Here is a 22,842-nt window from a genome sequence, read left to right as displayed (position 1 = left end):
ACACCCTCCCCGCCCTCGACCAACAACCCCCACAACTCCTCCGGCGACCCCACACCACCAGGGAACCGACAACTCATCGCCACAATCGCCACCGGGTCGTCGTACTCCGCCTGTCGTGCCGGCACGGCGGCCGCTGCCGGCGCGGAGCCGTCCTGGGGTGCCGTGTCGGACAGTTCGGCGAGGAGGAAGTCCGCGAGCACCGCGCAGGTGGGGTAGTCGAAGACGAGGGTCGCGGGCAGCCGCAGACCGGTGATGCCGTTCATGCCGTTGCGCAGCTCGACGGCGCTGAGCGAGTCGAATCCGAGGTCGCTGAAGGCGCGTTCGGGATCGACCGCGGAGGGACCGGCGTAGCCGAGCACGGTGGCGACATAGCTGCGGACCACGTCCAGGACCATGGCCGCGCGTTCGGGCGCGGAGAGTCCGGCGAGGTGCTGGAGCAGCTTGGCGGCGTCCGAGCCGGTGTCGTCGCTCTCCTGTGCCGTTTCCAGGACGCGTTGGGCGTCCGGGAGGTCGCGCAGCAGTGCGCTGGGGCGGGAGGCGGTGAAGGCGGGGGTGAACTTGTCCCAGCCGAGGTCGGTGACGGAGACGTAGGCCTCGTCGTGGTCGAGGGCCTGACGGAGTGCGCCGCAGGCCAGTTCGGGCTGCATGTCGTAGACGCCGTAGCGCCGGAGTCGGTCGCCGACGGCGCCTTCGCCCATGCCGTCTCCGGACCAGTGGCCCCAGGCCACAGCGGTGGCGGGGAGCCCCTCGGCGCGGCGCCGGTCGGCGAGTGCGTCGAGGAAGGCGTTGCCGGGGGCGTAGTTGCCCAGGCCCGGGCCGCTGATGGTGCCGGAGGTGGAGGAGAAGAGCACGAAGGCGGACAGGTCCCGGTCCCGGGTCAGCTCGTGGAGGTTGAGCGCCGCGGTGACCTTGGCGCGCAGCACGGTGTCCATCCGGCCGGGGTCGAGGGACTCGATCACGCCGTCGTCGAGGGAGCCGGCGACATGCATGACCGCGTCGAGCGGGTACTGCTCGGGGACGGCTGCCAGCAGGTCGCGCAGCGCGTCGCGGTCGGCGACGTCGCAGGCGGCGAGGGTGACGCGGGAGCCGAGCGCGGTGAGTTCGGCTTCGAGTTCCGCCGCGCCCGGTGCGTCGGCGCCGCGGCGGCTGGTGAGCAGCAGGTGTTCGGCGCCTTCGCGGGCCAGCCAGCGGGCGATGTGGCCGCCGACGGCTCCGGTGCCGCCGGTGACGAGGACGGTGCCGCGGGGCCGCCAGGTGCGCTGCGCCGGTGTGCCGGCAAGGGGGGCGCGTACCAGCCGGCGGCCGTAGGCTCCGGAGCCGCGCAGGGCGATCTGGTCCTCGCCGTCCGGGCCGGCGAGGAGGGCGCAGAGGCGGTCGGCGGCCCGCTTGTCGAGCGTCTCGGGGAGGTCGATGAGTCCGCCCCAGCGGTCGGAGTGTTCCAGGGCGGCGACCCGGCCCATGCCCCAGACCAGGGCCTGGTGGACGTGGGTGACGGACTCGGACCGGCCGATGGCGACCGCTCCGTGGGTCCCGCACCACAGGGGCGCCACGATGCCGAGGTCGCCGAGTGCCTGGACCAGGGACAGGGTCCCGGACAGCCCGAGGGGCACAGCGGGGTGTGCGGGGTGGGCGTGCTCGTCCAGCGGGAGGAGCGAGAGGACTCCGGTGAGGTCGTCGTCTCCGAGCGCCTCGCGCAGCCGTGCGGCGGTCCGTTCGCGGCCGGTGCCGTCCTCGGGAGTCAGGCCGACGAGACGTACCCGGGCGCCGTGTGCCGTGAGGGCGTCCTGTACGGCGGCGACCCGGCCGGCGGCGTCTTCCGAGGCCGCTGTGGGGGCGACCAGCAGCCAGGTGCCGTGCAGGACGGCGGCGGTGCGCTCGGCGAGCGGTGACCAGCGCACGGTGTAGCGCCAGCCGTCGACGGTGGACTTCTCGCGGCTGTTCCTGCGCCACGAGGAGAGCGCGGGCAGTACGGCGCTCAGCGGATCGTCGCCGTCCAGGTGGAGCGTGTCGGTCAGCGCCTGGAGGTCTTCCTTCTCGACGCTCTCCCAGAACTTCGCTTCGACGGCGTCGGACAGCGGCCCGTCCGGACTGTCGACGGCGGCCAGTTCGCGTGCCTGGGGCCAGTACCGCGCACGCTGGAAGGCGTAGGTCGGCAGGTCGACGCGGGGTGCGCCGGTGCCCGCGAAGACGGCGGTCCAGTCGACGGCCACACCCTGGGCATGTGCTTCGGCGAGGGAGGTGAGGAACCGGCCGGGGCCGCCCGCGTCCCGGCGCAGGGTGCCGAGCACGGCGGCGTCGGTGCCGAGCGCGTCCACGCAGTCGCGGATCCCGCCGGACAGCACGGGGTGCGGGCTGACTTCGATGAAGGCGCGGTGCCCGGCGGCCACCAGAGCGCGGATGGCGTCCTCGAACCGTACGGTCCGCCGCAGGTTGGTGTACCAGTAGTCGGGGTCGAGGCCGGTGGTGTCCTGCCACTGGCCGGTGACCGTGGAGAAGAACGGGATGGTGGCCTCGGCCGGACTGATGCCGTCCAGGGCGTCGAGGACCCGGGCCCGCACCGGCTCGACCTGTGCCGAGTGCGAGCCGTAGTCGACGGACACCTTGCGGGCCCGCACACCGTCGGCGGTCAGCGCGGCGAACAGTTCGTCGAGCGCGTCCGCGGCACCGGAGACCACGACGGAGGCGGGGCCGTTCACGGCGGCGACGGACAGCCGCTCGCCCCACGGCTCGATGCGCTCGCGCACCGCCGCGGCGGCCAGCTGGACGGACATCATGCCGCCGCTTCCGGTGATGGTGGTCAGGGCCCGGCTGCGCAGGGCCACCACCCGCGCTCCGTCGTCCAGGGTCAGCGCCCCGGCGACGCAGGCGGCGGCGATCTCTCCTTGGCTGTGTCCGACGACCGCGTCGGGCTCGACCCCGTAGGAACGCCACAGCTCGGCGAGCGACACCATGACGGCCCACAGCGCGGGCTGGACGACGTCGACTCGTTCGAGGTCGGGTGCGTCGGTGTCGCCGCGCAGGACGGCCGTCAGCGACCAGTCGACGAACGGGGTGAGGGCACGTTCGCAGGCGGCCAGCCGCTCGGCGAACACCGGTGCGGTGTCGAGCAGTTCGCGTGCCATACCGGCCCACTGGCTGCCCTGGCCGGGGAAGACCAGGACGGGGCGGGCGCTGCCGTCGCGGGCGACGCCGCGGGGCACGTCGGAGACCATCGCGCCCTCGGCGATCTCGCGCAGGCCGCGGTCGAGGTCGTCCCGGTCGGCCGCGACGAGCACCGCCCGGTGCTCGAAGGCGGAGCGGGTCGTGGCGAGCGAGAAGCCGAGACCGCCGAGGTCGCACTCGCCGGGCCGGGCGAGCAGGTGGGAGCGCAGCCGTGCGGCCTGGTCGCGCAGCGCCTCCTCGCTGCGCGCCGACAAGGGCACCGGCACGACGGGGAGGGCGGACCCCGCCGGGGTCTCGCGCGGCGCCGGCTGCCGGGGTGCCTCCTCGACGATGACGTGGGCGTTGGTGCCGCTCATCCCGAACGAGGAGACGCCGGCCCGGCGGGGCTCGGCCGCGTCCGGCCAGGTGACGGCCTCGTTGAGCAGCCGGACATGGCCCGCCGTCCAGTCGACGTGCGGGCTGGGCTCGTCGGCGTGCAGTGTCCTGGGCAGCAGCCCGTTGCGCAGCGCCATCACCATCTTGATGACGCCGCCCACGCCGGCGGCGGCCTGGCTGTGTCCGATGTTCGACTTGAGCGAGCCGAGCCACAGCGGACGGTCCTCGTCACGGTCCTGTCCGTAGGCCGCGATCAGTGCCTGGGCCTCGATCGGGTCGCCGAGGGTGGTCCCGGTGCCGTGCGCCTCGACGGCGTCGACCTGCTGGGGGCCCAGGCCGGCGGCGGCCAGTGCCCGGCGGATGACGCGCTGCTGGGAGGGGCCGTTGGGAGCCGTGAGGCCGTTGGAGGCACCGTCCTGGTTGAGGGCGCTGCCACGGATGACGGCCAGGACGGGATGCCCGTTGCGCCGGGCGTCGGACAGCCGCTCGACCGCCACCATCCCGACGCCCTCGGCCCAGCTCGCGCCGTCGGCATCGGCGGAGAACGGCTTGCACCGGCCGTCCTCGGCGAGCGCCCGCTGCCTGCTGAACTCGATGAGCGAGCCGGGGGTGGACATCACCGTCACACCGCCGGCGAGCGCGAGATCGCACTCGCCCTGACGGAGCGACTGGACGGCCAGGTGCAGGGCGACCAGGGACGACGAGCAGGCGGTGTCGACGCTCACGGCCGGCCCTTCGAGGCCGAGGGTGTAGGCGATCCGCCCGGACAGCACACTGGGCGAGTTGCCGGTGCCGACGTACCCCTCGAAGCTCTCCTGCGCTCCGCCGAGGATGCCGATGTAGTCCTGGTAGGTGACGCCCGCGAAGACGCCGGTGAGGGTGCCACGGGCGGCCGCGGGGTCGATTCCGGAGCGCTCCAGGGCCTCCCACGACGCTTCGAGGAGCAGCCGCTGCTGCGGGTCCATCGACAGCGCCTCGCGCGGGCTGATGCCGAAGAAGCCCGGGTCGAAGTGGCTCGCGTCGTGCAGGAAGCCGCCTTCGCGGGTGTAGCAGGTGCCCGGGTGGTCCGGGTCCGGGTGGTACAGGCCGGCGAGGTCCCAGCCCCGGTCGGCGGGGAACGGGGAGATCCCGTCGCCACCCGCGGCGACCAGCTCCCACAGCTCCTCGGGGGTGCGGATCCCGCCCGGGTAGCGGCAGCTCATCCCGACGATGACGACGGGGTCGTCGTCGACGGGCGCGCCGGACGCCACGGGCAGCACGTCGCCCGTTTCTCCGGTGAGTTCGGTGTCCAGGTAGCGGGCGAGCGCCACCGGGGTCGGGTAGTCGAAGACGAGCGTGGCGGGCAGCGCCATCCCCGTCGCCGCCCGGAGCTGGTTGCGCAGCTCGACGGCGGTGAGGGAGGTGAATCCGAGGTCGGTGAAGCTCCGGGAGGGCTCCACCTCGTCGGGGCCTGCGTAGCCGAGGACGTGGGCGACCTGGGTACGGACGACGGTGAGCAGCGCGCGGCCGCGTTCGGCCGCGCCCTTCCCCGCGAGGTGGCGCGCCAGGCCGGAGGCCGCGGTGGCCTGCTCACGTGTGGCGATCCGGCGCCCGGAGCCCTGCGCCAGCGCGCTGAGGACGGCCGGCAGCGGGGTCGCGGAGCCGCGCAGCGCGGCGCGGTCCACCCGCGCGGGACGCAGCACCGTCCGGCCGGTGGCCTGGGCCGCACCCAGCAGCGCCGCGGTCTCCTCCACCGACACCGGCGACAGCCCCGGCGTCTCGGCGCCGGACGGCGGGAGCAGCGCCAGCACCGGCAGGCCGGCGCCGGCCCGGCGGTGGGCGAGCGCGGCCAGCTGCCCGCCCGACGGAGCGGCGGCCGGGCCGCCGATGCCGAGGAGGATGAACGCGGGCGGAGCACCGTCCGCACCGGTGCGGCGGGTCAGCTCATCGAGCGCGCGAGCCGTCTCGACATCGCGGCTCCGGCCGAGGTCGGCGGTGTGCACGAGGGCGCTGAGCGGGCGCCCGGTCGCTCGGGCCGCGGCTATGGCTGATTGCAGGTGGTGGGGATCCTGGCCGGCGTCCGCTGCCGCGTCCTGGTCCGGGTAGGCGACGGTCCGGATGTCTCCCCGGGAGTCGAGGGCGGCGGTGACCTGTCCGGCGAACGGGCCGGTGACCAGCACCGTTCCTCCGGGCTCCACGTCCAGGGCGGTGGCGGTGCTGGAGGCACACCTGACGAGCCGCGCGGCCGACACCTCACCCCTGCGGACCGCGAGCTCGGACTCGTCCGTGGCGAGCGCGGCCGCAAGCACCCGGTGGGAGTCGAGGTCGTCATCGACGTCCACGAGCACGATCCGGCCCGGGTAGTCGGCCTGGAGGACGCGAAGCTCTTCCCAGAGGGCGGCGGCCGCCGCGTCCGGTGCCTCGTCACCGAGGGCGAGGGCGCCTTGGGTGACGAACACCAGGCGGGCCGGCGCCGGCTCCTGCACCAGCCGTTCGCCGAACGCGCTGACGGCGGTGTGCGCCTCGGCGAGCGTGGCGAGACCGGTCACGAGCACGGTGCCGGTCGTCGCGGCCGCCGTGGCGTCGGCAGCGGCCTCCACGACCTCTGCGGTGTGTGTGCCCAGTGTCCGGGCCAGGCCCAGTGGGTCGCTCCCCACGACCGTCAGCCGCGGCACATCGGCATCCGCCGCCGCGCCCTCGCCGCCGTCCGACTCCCCACCCCCTGCCACGACGATCGGTGCCCAGTCGAGACGGAGCAGGGAAGCCGGCAGCGAAGGCGTCCGCTCCTCCCGCAGCTCACCGGCCCTGCGCAGCAGCATCGACTCGACCGCGAGTACCGGCTGCCCGGTGCCGTCGGCGGCCTGGAGGGACACCTCGTCGGGCCCGCGGCGGGCCAGCCGGATCCGCAGCGCGCTCGCACCGGCCGCCTGCAGCGAGGCGCCGCTCCACGCGAACAGCACGGCCTCCGTGGCCACACCGTCCAGCAGACCGAGGCCCAGCGGATGGAGCGCCGCGTCCAACAGCGCGGGATGGAGAGCGAATTCCCCGGCCGCCGCGGAGTCCGGCAGTGCGGCCTCCGCGTAGACGCCATCGGCCCCCTGCCAAACGGCCCGCACACCGTGGAAGGCCGAGCCGTAGTCGAACCCGGCCGCCGTCAGCCGGTCGTACAGGTCGTCGATGTCCACGGGCTCCGCGCCGGCCGGCGGCCACGCAGCGAAGTCGAAGGCCTCCGACGGGCCGCTCTCCGCCAGGACACCGCTCGCGTGCCGCGTCCATGGCGCATCGGCCGAGACCGTCACGGGACGCGCGTACACACCGAGCGCCCGGTCACCGGACGCGTCCGGGTCCTCGATGCGGAGCTGCAACTGCACCGCACCCTCCTCGGCGAGCACCAGCGGCGCCTCCAGGGCGAGTTCCCTGATGTACGCGCAACCGACTTCATCGCCCGCACGCACTGCCAGTTCCAGGAGTGCGGTGCTCGGGACGACGATCGCACCGGCGATCCGGTGCTCGGCAAGCCACGGCTGCGTACGGGGCGAGAGCCGCCCGGTCAGCACCACCTCATGGCCACCGGCCAGGGACACCGTCGCCCCGAGAAGCGGGTGCTCGGCCGCGGCAAGGCCGATCGACGAGGCATCCGCGGTGGTCGACGGAACCTCAAGCCAGTAGGGCTGGTGTTGGAAGGCGTAGGTGGGAAGGTCGATGGGGGTGGGGGTGGTGCCCTCGGTGGTGGTCCGGAAGAACGTCGGCCAGTTGATGGTGATGCCGTGGGCGAATGCACGCCCGGCGGCGGTCAGTATCGCGGATATCTCGCCGCGGTCGTCGCCACGGAGGGTGGGGACGAGAACCTCGCCCGCGTTCAGATCCGCGTCCAGATCCGCGTCACTGTCGAGGCAGCCCTGCGCCATGGCGGTGAGGGTGCCGTCCGGTCCGATCTCCAGGAACCGGGTGACCTCGTACTCCGCCAGCCGGCGGATGCCGTCGGCGAAGCGGACCGCCTCACGGACGTGCCGCACCCAGTAGCCGGGGGACGTCAGCTCCTGGGGCGTGGCGAGGGTGCCCGTGACGTTCGAGACCACCGGGATACGGGGCTCGGCGTAGGTCACGCTTTCGGCGACCGTACGGAACTCGTCGAGCATCGGCTCCATCAGCGGCGAGTGGAAGGCGTGGCTGACCTGGAGCCGCTTGACCTTCCGGCCCTCGGACTCGAAGCGCCCGGCGATCTCGGCAACTGCCGCTTCCTCGCCGGAGACCACGACCGACTTCGGACCGTTCACCGCGGCGATGCTCACCCGCTGCTCCTGGCCCACCAGCAGCGGCAGCACCTCGTCCTCGGCGGCCTGAAGGGCGACCATCCCGCCACCCGCCGGCAGCGCCTGCATCAGACGTCCACGGGCCGCGACCAGCCGGCACGCGTCCTCCAGCGACAACACCCCCGCCACATGCGCAGCCACCACCTCACCGATGGAATGCCCCACCAGAAAGTCCGGCCGCACACCGAACGACTCCACCAGCCGGAACAGTGCCACCTCGACGGCGAACAACGCCGGCTGAGTGAACCCCGTCTGATTCAGGGGCTCCGCGTCCTCGCCGAACACCACAGCCCGCAGGGGCGAAGCCAGCTCACCGTCGAAGTGCGCACAGACGGCGTCAAAGGCATCGGCGTACACCGGGAACGCGTCATACAGCTCACGCCCCATCCCCGGCCGCTGCGCACCCTGCCCGGTAAACAGCAGAGCCAGTCGCCCTCCGGTGTCCACCGCACCCGTTACGGCGTTGACCGCAGCCGTTCCCTCTGCCACGGCGGTGAGGCCTGCAAGGAGTTCCGCGCGCTCGGTGCCGAGGACGACGGCCCGGTGCTCGAACGCCGAACGTGTCGTGGCGAGGGCGAACCCCACCTCGGACACGCCGAGTTCGGGCCGGGCCTCCACATGCGCCGACAACCGCTGCGCCTGCGCCCGCAGCCCCTCCCGGCTCCGCGCAGACACCACCCACGGCACCACGCCCCCGATGACGTCCACCGGCCCGGCTTCCGCGCTCTCCTCCACCGGAGCCTGCTCGATCACCACATGCGCATTGGTGCCGCTCACGCCGAACGCCGAGACACCGGCTCGACGCGTCCGCTCCCCCGCCGGCCACGCCACGGTTTCGTTGAGCAGCCGGACGTCACCCGCCGACCAGTCCACGTGCGAGGACGGCTCGTCCACATGCAGGGTCCGCGGGAGGATGCCGTGCTGCAAGGCCAGCACCATCTTGATGACACCGGCCGCACCCGCGGCGGCCTGCGTGTGACCGATGTTCGACTTCACGGACCCCAGCCACAGCGGACGGTCCTCACCCCGGTCCTGCCCGTACGTCGCGAGCAGTGCCTGCGCCTCGATCGGGTCACCCAGCGACGTCCCCGTGCCATGTGCCTCGACCACGTCCACATCCGACGCCGACAGTCCCGCACCGGCCAGCGCCTGCCGGATCACCCGCTGCTGCGACGGACCGTTCGGCGCCGTCAAACCATTCGACGCACCGTCCTGATTCACCGCACTGCCACGCACCACAGCCAACACCCGGTGGCCATTACGCCGCGCATCCGACAGCCGCTCCACCACCAGCACGCCGGCGCCCTCGGCCCAACCGGTGCCGTCCGCAGCATCCGAGAACGCCTTGCACCGGCCATCAGCAGCGAGACCGCCCTGAAGGCTGAACTCGACGAAGGCTCCGGGGTTGCCCATGACCGTCACACCACCGGCGAGGGCGAGGTCGCATTCGCCCGAGCGCAGGGACTGCACCGCCAGGTGCAGGGCCACGAGCGACGACGAACACGCCGTGTCCACGGTGACCGCCGGCCCCTCCAGACCCAGCGCATACGACACCCGGCCCGACACCACAGCGCCCGAACTTCCGGTGAGCAAGTGCCCTCCGAGCCCTTCGGGAGCCTCCCGCAGCCCGGCCCCGTAGCCCGAACTGCCGGCACCGACGAAGACACCGGTGCGGCTGCCCTTGACCGCAGTGGGGCTGACGCCCGAGCGTTCGAGAGCTTCCCAGGAGGTTTCCAGCAGCAGTCGCTGCTGCGGGTCGATCGCCACCGCTTCACGTGGGCTGATACCGAAGAACGCCGGATCGAACTGCGCGGCATCGTGCAGGAAACCGCCCGAGCGCGTTCGGCTCGCGGCTGCCTGGCCGGCGTCGTTCCCGAAGAGGGAATCGAGGTCCCAGCCGCGGTCCGTCGGGAATCCGGAGATCGCGTCCTCGGCCCCGGCCACCAATCGCCACAGGTCCTCAGGACTGGCGACCCCACCCGGAAGCCGGCAGCTCATCCCGACGATGACCACCGGATCGTCCGAGGTGGACGCGGGCACCGGCAGACCGGACATCACGTCCGTCCCGGCCCCGAACAACTCATCGTCCAGGTAACGCGCCAGGTCAGCCGGCGTCGGATAGTCGAAGACCAAGGTGGCGGGAAGCCGCAAGCCCGTCTCGGCATTCAGCCCGTTGCGCAGCTCCACGGCAGTGAGCGAGTCGAAGCCCACGTCCCTGAATGTGCCCCCGAGGTCGAGGTCGCCGGATGTGGCGTAGCCGAGGACCGCTGCGGCGTGCGTACGCACCAGCTCCAGCAGCGCCCGCTCCCGCTCGACAGCCGACAGCCCCGCCAGCCGCCCCCGCACCACACCAGAACCCGCACCCGCGGTCGCGGCCCCGGAGGCCAACGCTGCCCGCACCTCCGGCAGGTCCTCCAGCAACGGACTCGGACGGGCACTGGTGAACGCCGGAGCGAAGCGCTCCCACTCCACATCGGCCACCACCACCGAAACCTCACCCGCACCCACCGCCGCCTCGAACGCCGAGACAGCAAGGTCAGGGTCCAGCGCCCTCAGGCCACGGCGCAGCAGATGCGCCTCCGCACCCTCCACACCGGCCATCCCCCCACCGGCCCACGGACCCCACGCCACCGCGCAACCCACCGCACCCCGCGCACGACGTGCCTGAACCAACCCCTCCACGAAGGCGTTCCCCGCCGCATACGCCCCCTGACCACCGCTCCCCCACACACCGGCGATCGACGAAAACACCACGAACGCATCCAGCTCCCGGTCGCGCAGGACCTCGTCCAGCACCACGGCACCGCCAACCTTCGCCCTCATCACCTCGGCAAAATGCTGCGCGTCCGCGTCCCCCAACGGCACGGAACCCACCGCACCCGCCGCATGGACGACGGCATCCACGGCGCACCCGGACAACAGCTCCTCGACGGCGTCCCGATCCGCGACATCACAGGCCGCAATCGTCACCCGCACCCCGAGGGCGGACAGCTCAGCCTCCAGCTCCGACGCACCGGGCGCGTCCAGACCCCGACGGCTGGTCAGGACGAGATGCTCGGCACCGCGCTCCGCCGCCCACCGCGCCACCCGGGCACCCAGCGCACCCGTACCACCCGTGACCAGCACCGTCCCGCGCGGCCGCCAACCACCCGCGGTGACGTCCCCGACGGGAGCGGGCGCATGCACCAGCCGCCGCCCGAACACCCCGGACGACCGCACCGCCACCTGATCCTCAGCGCCATCGGCCAGAACACCGACCAGCCGATCGAGCACCTCACGGTCCACGGCCTCCGGAAGATCCACCAGACCGCCCCAACGATCCGGCAACTCCAAAGCCGCCACCCGGCCCACGCCCCACACCGCCGCCTGCACGGGATCCGGCCCGGCATCGGACCCACCGATCGCGACAGCCCCCCGCGTCACCACCCACACACGTCCACCGACACCGGCATCCCCCAGCGCCTGCACCACCACCGCAGTGCGCACCACATCCGCCGCGCCCACCACCAACACACCCGCGACCGGCTCCGCACCGGCCACTTCACGCACCCGCTCGGCCAACAGCCCCCGGTCGACCTCCCCCGCGGCAGACTCCACCCGCTCCACCGCGACACCACCGCACGCCGCCAGGCCCTCCACCACGGCCTCGGCATACGCGTCCCCGGCAGCCACCACCGCAAGCCAACGACCACCCAGCACCCCGCCCGACTGCGCAGCGAGCGGCTTCCACTCCACCCGATACCGCCAGTTCTCACCCGGGTCGGAGTCGGGGGCAGGCGTCGGCCAGTAGCGCTCGCGCTGGAACGCGTAGGTGGGCAGATCCACCCGGCGGGCAGCGGGGAAGCACGTACGCCAGTCCACGTCCATGCCGAGCACGAACGCATGCGCAACGGCGGTCAGCAGGGCCTCGGCCTCGGATCGGTCCTTCCGCATCGCGGGAAGCAGATGGAGATCCGGTGCCGAGAGGCTGAGCTGCGCCATGGCGGTCAGCGTCCCGTCCGGGCCCATCTCCAGGAACCGGGTCACCCCGTGCTCCTCCAGCCACCGCACACCGTCAGCGAACCGGACGGCCTCACGGACGTGCCGCACCCAATAATCGGGGGAGGTCAGCTGCTCCGCTGCGGCAAGCTCACCGGTGACGTTCGAGACCACCGGGATACGCGGCTCCGCGAACACCACGCTCTCCGCGACCGCCCGGAACTCCTCCAGCATCGGCTCCATCAGCGGCGAGTGGAAGGCATGACTCACCCGGAGCCGCTTCACCTTCCGCCCCTCGGACTCGAAATGCCCGGCGATCTCCGCAACCGCCGACTCGTCACCCGAAACCACCACCGCCTGCGGTCCATTGACGGCAGCGACACTCACCCGCTGCTCCTGGCCCTCCAGCAGCGGCACCACCTCCGCCTCCGACGCCTGAAGCGACACCATCGCGCCACCCGCCGGCAGCGCCTGCATCAGCCGGCCGCGCGCCGCGACCAGCCGGCACGCGTCCTCCAGCGACAACACCCCCGCCACATGCGCGGCCACCACCTCACCGATGGAATGCCCCACCAGGAAGTCCGGCCGGACGCCGAAGGACTCCACCAGGCGGAACAGCGCCACCTCCACCGCGAACAACGCCGGCTGAGTGAACTCCGTCCGATGCAGCGCCTCCGCATCCGTCCCTGCGTCCGACTCCCCGCCGAACACCACGCCCCGCAGCGACGACTCCAACTCACCGTCGAAGTGCGCACACACCGCGTCGAAGGCGTCCGCGAATACCGGGAACACGTCATACAGGTCCCGGCCCATCCCCCACCGCTGCGCACCCTGCCCCGCGAACAGCAGAGCCAACCGGCCCTCGGCCCGGGAACCACGGATGACACCGGGTGTGCGGTGACCGTCGGCGAGCGCGGCCAGGCGCCGGACTGCCGAGGCCGGATCGTCCGCCAGGACGACCGCGCGGTGGTCGAAGCGCAGAGAGCGGGTCGTGGCGAGGGAGAAGCCCAGGTCCGCCAGGTCCAGTTCGGGGTCGGCCTCGTAGGCCGCGCGCAAGCGAGCCGCCTGCGCGCGGAGAGCGGGCTCGGTACGGGCGGAGAGGACCATCGGCGTGACGGACGGGCGCGCGGGTGAGACCTGGGATGCCTCGGCGGTGGGCGCGGGTTCCGGGGCGCTTTCGAGGACCACGTGTGCGTTGGTGCCGCTGATGCCGAACGAGGAGACACCGGCCCGGCAGACCTGGCCCGCTGCTGCGCCGTCGAGCGGCCAGGCGACCGGCTCCGTGAGCAGGCGTACGTTGCCTTCCGACCAGTCCACGTGGGACGAGGGCGCGTCCACGTGGAGAGTGCGCGGCAGCACCCGGTGCTGGAGTGCCAGCACCATCTTGATGACGCCGGCGACACCGGCGGCGGCCTGGGTGTGCCCGATGTTCGACTTCACCGAACCGAGCCACAACGGCCGGTCCTCGTCGCGGTCCTGACCGTAGGTGGCGAGAAGGGCCTGTGCCTCGATCGGGTCGCCGAGCGCCGTTCCCGTGCCGTGCGCCTCGACCGCGTCCACGTCCGAGGCCGTCAGGCCGGCGCTCGCCAGCGCCTGGCGGATCACCCGCTGCTGGGAAGGACCGTTGGGTGCCGTAAGACCGTTCGATGCGCCGTCCTGGTTCACCGCGGATCCGGCGACGACGGCCAGTACGCGGTGGCCGTTCCGCCGGGCGTCCGACAGCCGCTCCACGAGCAGCATTCCGACGCCCTCGCCCCAGCCGGTGCCGTCGGCACCCGCGGCAAACGCCTTGCACCGTCCGTCCGGAGCGAGTCCGCGCTGCCGGCTGAACTCCACGAACGCCCCGGGCGTGGACATCACCGTCACGCCGCCCACCAGCGCCATGTCGCACTCGCCGGAACGCAGGGCCTGCGCGGCCCAGTGCAGGGCCACCAGGGACGACGAGCACGCCGTGTCGACGGTCACCGCCGGGCCTTCCAGGCCGAGCGTGTAGGCGACTCGTCCGGACACCACGCTCGCGGCGTTGCCGGTACCGATATAGCCGTCGAAATCGTCCGGGGAATGGGCCAGGAGTGCCGGATAGTCCTGGCCGTTCGTGCCCACGAACACGCCGGCCCGGCTGCCCCGCACGGAGTGCGGATCGATGCCGGCGCGCTCCAGCACCTCCCACGCCACTTCGAGGAGCAGTCGCTGCTGTGGATCGGTGGCCAGCGCCTCCCGGGGGCTCATCCCGAAGAAGGCGGGTTCGCATCGGTCCACGTTCTGCAGGAAGCCACCGACATTGACGTATGTGGTTCCCGGGTGTTCGGGGTCGGGATCGTAGACCGCGTTCAGGTCCCAGCCTCGGTCGGCGGGGAATGTTCCGACGGCGTCCGCGCCGTCGGACAGGAGTTGCCAGAAGGCCTCCGGGGAGTCGACGCCGCCCGGGAAGCGGCAGCTCATCCCCACGATGGCGAGCGGGTCGCCGTCGGCTGCGGAGGGGACCGCCGCCTGTTCGGCGTCCGCGTGAGCCGGTGCGACGATCCGGGTGCGCAGGAAGCCGGCCAGTTCCGCCGGCGTCGGGTAGTCGAAGACCACCGTCGCGCTCAGTGTGATTCCGCAGGCCAGGCTGAGTGCGTTCCGCAGTTCCACGGCGATCAGCGAGTCGACACCGAGGTCCCGGAAGGGCCGGTGCGGCGGCACGTCGGCGGGACCTGCGGAGTGCAGCACGCCGGCGGCGTGGGACCGGACGAGATCGGTCAGTACGCGTTCCTGTTCGGCCGGCTCCCGTCCCGCGAGCTGCCGGTGCAGGTCGGACTGGTGGTCCTCGCCTTCCGTCCCGGCGGCGCGCTCGACCGCGGTACGGACCTCCGGAAGGTCACCGATCAGCGGGCTCGGGCGGACCGCGGCGAAGGCGGCCCGGAAGTCCGTCCAGGTGATGTCGGCGATCACCAGACCGGGCGTACCGGAGCGAATCGCGTTCTCCATGGCGTCGACGGCGAGGTCCGGCCGCAGCGGGGACACTCCGCCCCGGCGCATGCGCCGGGCCATCGCTTCGTCGCTCGCCATGCCGATCTCGTCCCAGGGCCCCCAGGCGAGGGAGGTGGCGGGCAGGCCCTCGGCCGCTCGCCGCTCGGCCAGCGCGTCCAAGAAGGCGTTGGCGGCCGCGTAGTTGGCCTGGCCGGCGGCACCGATGGTGCCCGCGAAGGACGAGAACAGGACGAAGGCCGAGAGGCCGTGGCCGCGGGTCGCCTCGTGCAGGTTCAGGGCCGAGGCGGCCTTGGCCCGCATGACGGCGGCGAACCGCTCGGGCGTGAGGGAGCCGAGTACGCCGTCGTCGAGTACGGCGGCGGCGTGGAAGACGGCGTCCACGGGGTGTGCGGAGAGCAGTGCCCCGACGGCGTCCGGATCGGCGACATCGCAGGCCGCCACGGTCACTCGTACGCCGAGGGCGGACAGCTCCGCCTCCAGCTCCGGGGCGCCGGGAGCCTCCGGGCCCCGGCGGCTGGTGAGGATCACCTGCTCGGCACCGCGTTCGGCCACCCAGCGCGCCACGCGGGCACCCAGCGCGCCCGTACCGCCCGTGATGAGCACCGTCCCGTGCGGCCGCCAGCCGTCGGCCGTGTCGTCGCCTGCGGGGGCTGGGGCGTGCGCCAGCCTGCGCCCGAAGACGCCGGAGGCCCGCACCGCCACCTGGTCCTCGAAGCCGTGCGCGAGAACCCCGGTGAGGCGGTCGAGCACCCTGCGGTCCACGGCCTCCGGAAGGTCCACCAGACCGCCCCAACGGTCCGGATGCTCCAGCGCCGCCACCCGGCCCACGCCCCACACCGCCGCCCGCACCGGATCCGGTCCGGCATCCGAGCGGCCGATCGCGACGGCCCCCTGCGTCACCACCCACACACGCCCGCCGACACCGGCGTCTCCCAGCGCCTGCACCAGCACCGCGGTGCGCACTGCGTCCGCGGCGCCCACCACCAACACGCCGGCGACCGGCTCCGCACCGGCCGCCGCACGCATCCGCGCGGCGAGCAGACCCCGGTCCGTCTCCCCCGGCGCACACTCCACCCGCTCAAGCTGCACACCGCGTGCCGCCAGCCCGTCCACCACGGCCTCGGCGGACACGTCCCCGGCCGCCGCCACCGCCAGCCAGCGGCCGTCCGGCACCCCACCGGGCTGCGCAGCGAGCGGCTTCCACTCCACCCGATACCGCCAGCCGTCCACCACCGACCGCTCACGCCGCTGCCGCCGCCACGACGACAGCGCAGTCAGCGCCTCGTCCCACGAGGCATCACCGGCGATCGCGAGTTCCCCGGCCAGCGCCGCCGCGTCGCCGCGCTCGATCGCTTCCCAGAGGTGCGTGTCGGCCCCCTCCAGCGCGTGGGCCGCGGCGCCCCCGGCCGCTGTGTCCGTCGCCGTCGCCGCCAGCCAGTAGCGCTGACGCTGAAAGGGATAGGTCGGCAGATCGACGGGCCGGGTCCCGGGCAGGAGCGCGGCCCAGTCGAGTTCCGCACCGTGTGCGTACAGCTGCGCAAGAGCCGTCACCACGTGCCGGGCCTCGGACCGGTCCCTCCGCAGTACGGGGACCGCCGCCTGCTCGGAGCCCTCCGCACACGCCTGGGCCATCGCGGTGAGCGTGCCGTCGGGCCCGATTTCGAGGAATCGAGCGACGCTGTGCTCCGCCAGCCAGCGGATACCGTCGGCGAAGCGGACGGCCTCACGGACGTGCCGCACCCAGTAGTCGGGGGACATCAGTTCCCGCGGCGTGGCGAGTTCGCCGGTCACATTCGAGACCACCGGTATGCGGGGCTCTTCGTACGACACGCTTTCCGCGACGGCACGGAACTCGTCGAGCATCGGCTCCATCAACGGCGAGTGGAAGGCATGGCTCACCTGGAGCCGCTTCACCTTCCGGCCCGCGGACTCGAAACGCCCGGCGATCTCGGCAACTGCCGCTTCCTCACCGGAGACCACGACCGACCGCGGACCGTTCACCGCGGCGATGCTCACCCGCTGCTCCTGGCCCACCAGCAGCGGCACCACCTCGTCCTCGGCGGCCTGAAGCGCGACCATCGCGCCACCCGCCGGCAGCGCCTGCATCAAGCGACCGCGCGCCGCGACCAGCCGGCACGCGTCCTCCAGCGACAGCACGCCCGCCACATGCACGGCCGCCAATTCGCCGATGGAATGCCCCACCAGATAGTCGGGCCGGACACCGAAGGACTCCACCAGCCGGAACAGCGCCACCTCCAGCGCGAACAACGCCGGCTGGGTGAACCCCGTCCGGTTCAGCTCCTCCGCGTCCTCGCCGAACACCACGTCCCGCAACGGAGCTGCCAGCTCGCCGTCGAAGTGCGCACACACCGCGTCGAAGGCGTCCGCGAAGACCGGGAAGGTGTCGTACAACTCCCGTCCCATTCCCACGCGTTGCGAACCCTGGCCCGCGAACAGAAAGGCCGTCTTGGTTCCGGGCCGGTCCGTTCCCCGCACGAGGTCCTCGGCGTGTTCGCCACGCGCGAGCGTGTGCAGTCCCGCGACGAGTTCCGCGCTGCTGCTGCCGAGGACCACGGCGCGGTACTCCAGTGCGGCACGCGTCGAGGCGAGCGAGCGGGCGAGGTCGCGAATGTCGTGCCCGGGACGGGCATCGAGGTGCGCGAGCAGCCTTCGGGCCTGCGCGCGGAGGGCGTCGGCACTGCGAGCCGAGAGCGCCCACGGCACCACCGGCAGCCGCACCGAGGCGGCCGCGTCGTCCGTCTGGTCTTCTTCGGGTGCGGGCTCGGTCTCCGGTGCCTGTTCCAGCACCGCGTGCGCGTTGGTTCCGCTGACGCCGAAGGCGGACACCGCCGCCCGCCCCGGTCGCCCGTTCTCCGGCCATTCGACGGCCTCGGTGAGCAGTCGTACGTTGCCGGCGGTCCAGTCCACATGCGACGACGGCTCATCGACATGCAAGGTCTGCGGAAGGATGCCGTGCTGCAGCGCCAGCACCATTTTGATGACACCGGCCGCCCCCGCGGCCGCCTGGGTGTGCCCGATGTTCGACTTGACCGAGCCGAGCCACAACGGCCGTTCCGCATCCCGGTCCTGACCGTACGTCGCGAGCAGCGCCTGTGCCTCGATCGGATCGCCCAGCGACGTCCCCGTGCCGTGTGCCTCGACGGCGTCCACGTCGCAGGGCGACAGGCCGGCCGCCCCGAGTGCCTGCCGGATCACCCGCTGCTGCGAGGGACCGTTCGGCGCGGTCAGGCCGTTGGAGGCGCCGTCCTGGTTCACGGCGGTGCCGCGTACGACCGCCAGCACCCGGTGGCCGTGGCGCCGGGCGTCCGAGAGGCGCTCCAGCACCAGCATGCCGACGCCCTCGGCCCACCCCGTGCCGTCCGCGGCCTCCGCGAACGCCTTGCAGCGGCCATCGCCCGCCAGGCCGCGCTGCCGGCTGAACTCGATGAACGCACCCGGCGTGGCCATCACGGTCACCCCGCCCGCCAGGGCGAGCGTGCATTCGCCGGACCGGAGGGCCTGGGAGGCCAGATGCAGCGCCACGAGGGAGGAGGAGCAGGCCGTGTCCACGGTCACCGCAGGGCCCTCGAGGCCCAGTGCGTAGGCGACGCGCCCCGACACGACCGAGGTCGAGTTGCCCGTCAGGAGATGACCCCGGACATCGTCGGGAACATCGCGAAGGCCGGCGCCGTATTCCTGGCCGCTGGCCCCGACGAAGACTCCGCTGCGGCTTCCCCGCAGACCGAGGGGATCGATTCCGGCGCCTTCAAAAGCCTCCCAGGACGCTTCGAGCAGCAGCCGCTGCTGCGGGTCCATCGCGAGTGCTTCGCGCGGTGAGATCCCGAAGAATCCGGGGTCGAATTCGGTGGCCTCGTAGACGAAGCCGCCCTTGCACGAGTAGCTCGTGCCCGACCCGTCTCCCTCCGGGTCGTACAACGCATCGGCGTCCCAGCCACGGTCCTGCGGCCACTCGGAGATGGCGTCTTCTCCGCCGTGCAGCAGTCGCCAGAATTCCTCCGGCGAACTCACACCCCCGGGGAAGCGGCAGCTCATCCCGACGATTGCGACCGGCTCCTGCTGCTGCGCTTCCAGCTCCTGCAGGCGCCGACGGGTCTCATGCAGGTCCGCGGTGACCCACTTGAGGTAGTCCCGAAGCCGTTCTTCATTCGCCATGTGGAACTTGCCCCATACGTTGTAGACCGGAACGGTTCACCAGCGGCGTTCAGGAACGGCCGAGCTCCTGATTGATGAAATCGAAGATCTCGTCGTCCGAGGCCGCATCCAGCTGCTGGGACACGGCGGACTTCGCATCGGCCTCGGCCGCCCCGCCCAGCTCAGCCAGGATGCTCCGAAGACGGGCCTCGACGAGCCCCCTGGCGGCGTTCTCTGGGGAAAATCCTGAAATCGCGCCGGCGAGACGGTCCAGGTCAGCGAGTACGGCGGCCTCCGGCTCGGCGTTCGCGGCGCCGAACAGGGTGTCGTGCACATGCGCCGCGAGAAGCTGTGGCGTGGGGTAGTCGAAGACCAAGGTGGCGGGGAGCATCATCCCGGTCTCGGCGTTCAGTCCGCTGCGCAGCTCGACCGCCGTGAGCGAGTCGAATCCCAGGTCCCGGAATGCCCGGACGGGCTCCACAGCCGTCATCTCGCGGAATCCGAGAACGGCAGCCGTGTGGCCGCGTACGAGGTCGAGCACGGCCTGCGAGCGCTCCACCGGGGAAACGCCCGCGAGCCGGTCGACGAAGGTCCGTCCCGTGTCCTCGGATGCCTCGGTGGACATGCCGCCCACCGCGTCAGCGGCCTCCGGCAGGTCCTCCAGCAACGGGCTCGGACGGGCGCTGGTGAACGCCGGAGCGAAGCGCTCCCACGCCACGTCCGCCACCACCACCGAGCTCTCACCCGCACCCACCGCCGATTCCAGAGCCGACACCGCGAGAGCCGGATCCAATGCCTTCAGCCCACGCCGCAGCAGGTGCTCCTCCGCGCCGTCCACGTCGGCCATGCCGCCGCCGGCCCACGGGCCCCATGCCACCGCGCAACCCACCGCACCCCGCGCACGACGTGCCGCCACCAACCCCTCCACGAAGGCGTTCCCCGCCGCATACGCCCCCTGACCACCGCTCCCCCACACACCGGCGATCGACGAAAACACCACGAACGCATCCAGCTCCCGGTCGCGCAGGGCCTCGTCCAGCACCACGGCACCGGCAACCTTCGCCCCCATCACCTCAGCGAAGTGCTCCGCGTCCGCGTCCCCCAACGGCACGGAACCCACCGCACCCGCCGCATGGACGACGGCATCCACGGCGCACCCGGACAACAGCTCCTCGACCGCATCCCGATCCGCGACATCACAGGCCGCAATCGTCACCCGCACCCCGAGGGCGGACAGCTCCGTTTCCAGCTCCGACGCACCGGGCGCGTCCAGACCCCGACGGCTGGTCAGGACGAGATGCTCGGCACCGCGCTCCGCCGCCCACCGCGCCACCCGGGCACCCAGCGCACCCGTACCACCCGTGACCAGCACCGTCCCGCGCGGCCGCCAACCACCAGCCGCGTCCCCGGCAGGAGCCGGCGCATGCACCAGCCGCCGCCCGAACACCCCCGACGCCCGCACCGCCACCTGATCCTCCGGACCATGCGCAAGCACCCCGACCAGGCGGTCGAGCACCTCACGGTCCACGGCCTCCGGAAGATCCACCAGACCGCCCCAACGATCCGGCAACTCCAAAGCCGCCACCCGGCCCACGCCCCACACCGCCGCACCCACCGGGTCCGGCCCATCCTCCGACCCACCAACGGCAACAGCCCCCCGCGTCACCACCCACACACGCCCGCCGACGCCCGCATCCCCCAACGCCTGCACCGCGACAGCCGTCCTCCACACACTCGCCGGCACCCCACCAGCGGATTCCTCCTCCACCCCGCTCGGCAGCACCAGCACACCCGCGACGGCTTCGCCCTTGAACTCCGCGCATCGCTCAGCCAGCGCGGCCCGGTCCACGTCCGGGCCGCACTCCACCCGCTCGACCCGGCCGCCACACGCCGCCAACCCCTCCAGCACGGAAGAGGCCCAGCCCGACTCCGTCACGGCCTCGGGTACCACCGCCAGCCAACGCCCGGACAGCTTCTTGCCGGCGGCCGCACCGATCGGCTTCCACTGCACCCGATACCGCCAGCCGTCCACCGCCGACCGCTCTCGCTGCTGCCGCCGCCACGTCGACAGGGCGCTCAGGGCCTCCTCCCACGAGGCGTCCCCGGCGATGTCCAGTTCCCCGGCCAAGGCAGTAGGGTCTTCGCGCTCGACGGCTTCCCAGAACCAGGCGGCCCCGTCGTCCGCCGGCTGAGCCGCGAGGTTGCTCCCCACCGTCGTCGGGTCGCTCGGCCAGAAGCGCTCGTGCTGGAACGCGTACGTGGGCAGATCAACCCGCCGTGCTCCGGGGAAGAGCGCGTCCCACTGAACCTCCGCACCGTTGACGAACATGCCGCTGATCGCCGCCACGAGGGCTTCCGACTCCAGCCGGTCCTTGCGCAACGCGGGAATCACGAGCAGATCCGCACTGTCTGCGCAGCCCTGTGCCATGGCGGTCAGGGTGCCGTCCGGCCCGATCTCCAGGAACCGCGTCACCCCCTGCTCCTCCAGCCACCGCACACCGTCAGCGAACCGGACGGCCTCACGGACGTGCCGCACCCAATAATCGGGGGAGGTCAGCTGCTCCGCAGCGGCAAGCTCACCCGTCACATTCGAGACCACCGGGATACGCGGCTGCGCAAACACCACGCTCTCCGCAACCGTCCGGAACTCGTCCAACATCGGCTCCATCAACGGCGAATGGAAAGCATGGCTCACCCGCAGCCGCTTCACCTTCCGACCGTCTTCCTGGAAATGCCCCGCGATTTCCGCCACGGCGGATTCCGCACCGGAGACCACGACCGCCTGCGGACCATTCACCGCGGCGATACTCACCTGCTGTTCGTGCCCCTCCAACAGCGGCAACACCTCAGCCTCCGACGCCTGGAGGGATACCATCGCGCCGCCGGCCGGCAATGCCTGCATCAACCGACCACGCGCCGCCACCAGACGGCACGCGTCCTCCAGGGACAACACCCCCGCCACATGCGCAGCCACCAATTCACCAACGGAATGCCCCACCAGGAAATCCGGCCGGACGCCGAAGGACTCCACCAGCCGGAACAGCGCCACCTCCACCGCGAACAACGCCGGCTGAGTCAAACCTGTCCGATTCAACGCCTCCGCATCCTCGCCGAACACCACGCCCCGGAGGGACGACTCCAACTCGCCGTCGAAACAGGCGCATACCGCGTCGAACGCGTCCGCGAAGACCGGGAAGGTGTCGTACAGCTCCCAGCCCATGCCCAGTCGCTGCGCCCCCTGCCCCGTGAACAGGAATGCGGTCCGCCCCTGCCCCCTGTCTCCGCGCACCACGCCGGCAGCGTTTCGGCCGTCGGCGAGCGCGGTCAGCCCCTGTACGGCCGTCTCGTGATCGTCGACGAGCAGCACCGCACGGTGGTCGAATATCTCCCTCGACGTAGCCAGGGAATAGCCGACATCGGAGGCATCCAACGGGAACGTGTCGAGGTGCGCCAGGAGCCGGTGCGCCTGTGCCGTCAAGGCGGCCTCGTCACGTCCTGAGATGACCCAGGGCACTGCCGGGAGCTTCAACGGCTCCGCGGCGGACTCCGTGATGTCGTCGGTTGCCGGTGCCTCTTCGATGATGGTGTGGGCGTTGGTGCCGCTGATGCCGAAGGAGGACACACCGGCACGGCGCGGCCGTCCCGTCTCGGGCCACCGCACCGACTCGGTCAGCAGCCGCACCTCCCCCGCCGACCAGTCCACATGCGACGACGGCTCATCGACGTGCAGGGTCTGCGGAAGGACGCCGTGCTGCAACGCCAGCACCATCTTGATGACACCCGCCACACCCGCGGCCGCCTGCGTGTGCCCGATGTTCGACTTCACCGACCCCAGCCACAACGGCCGCTCGGCGTCCCGATCCTGACCGTAGGTGGCCAACAGCGCCTGCGCCTCGATCGGGTCTCCCAGCGA

The 22,842-nt window shown here is 72.3% G+C and carries 2 protein-coding genes; both read right to left on the bottom strand.

The genetic code is table 11. The features are described from left to right. Positions 1 to 18,950 (bottom strand): type I polyketide synthase (locus tag AB0411_RS37285; RefSeq protein WP_366421674.1); only part of this gene is annotated, 18,950 nt, incomplete at its 3' end. A gap of 49 nt (positions 18,951 to 18,999) precedes the next feature. Beyond that, on the bottom strand, positions 19,000 to 22,842 hold a 3,843-nt coding region (locus tag AB0411_RS37280), incomplete at its 5' end, for a type I polyketide synthase (protein WP_437044489.1).

It is taken from the genome of Streptomyces angustmyceticus, assembly GCF_040701845.1.
Taxonomy (GTDB): domain Bacteria; phylum Actinomycetota; class Actinomycetes; order Streptomycetales; family Streptomycetaceae; genus Streptomyces; species Streptomyces angustmyceticus_A.
The sequence above is the reverse complement of the archived record's forward strand: the minus strand, read 5'-3'. Positions and strand labels throughout refer to the sequence as shown.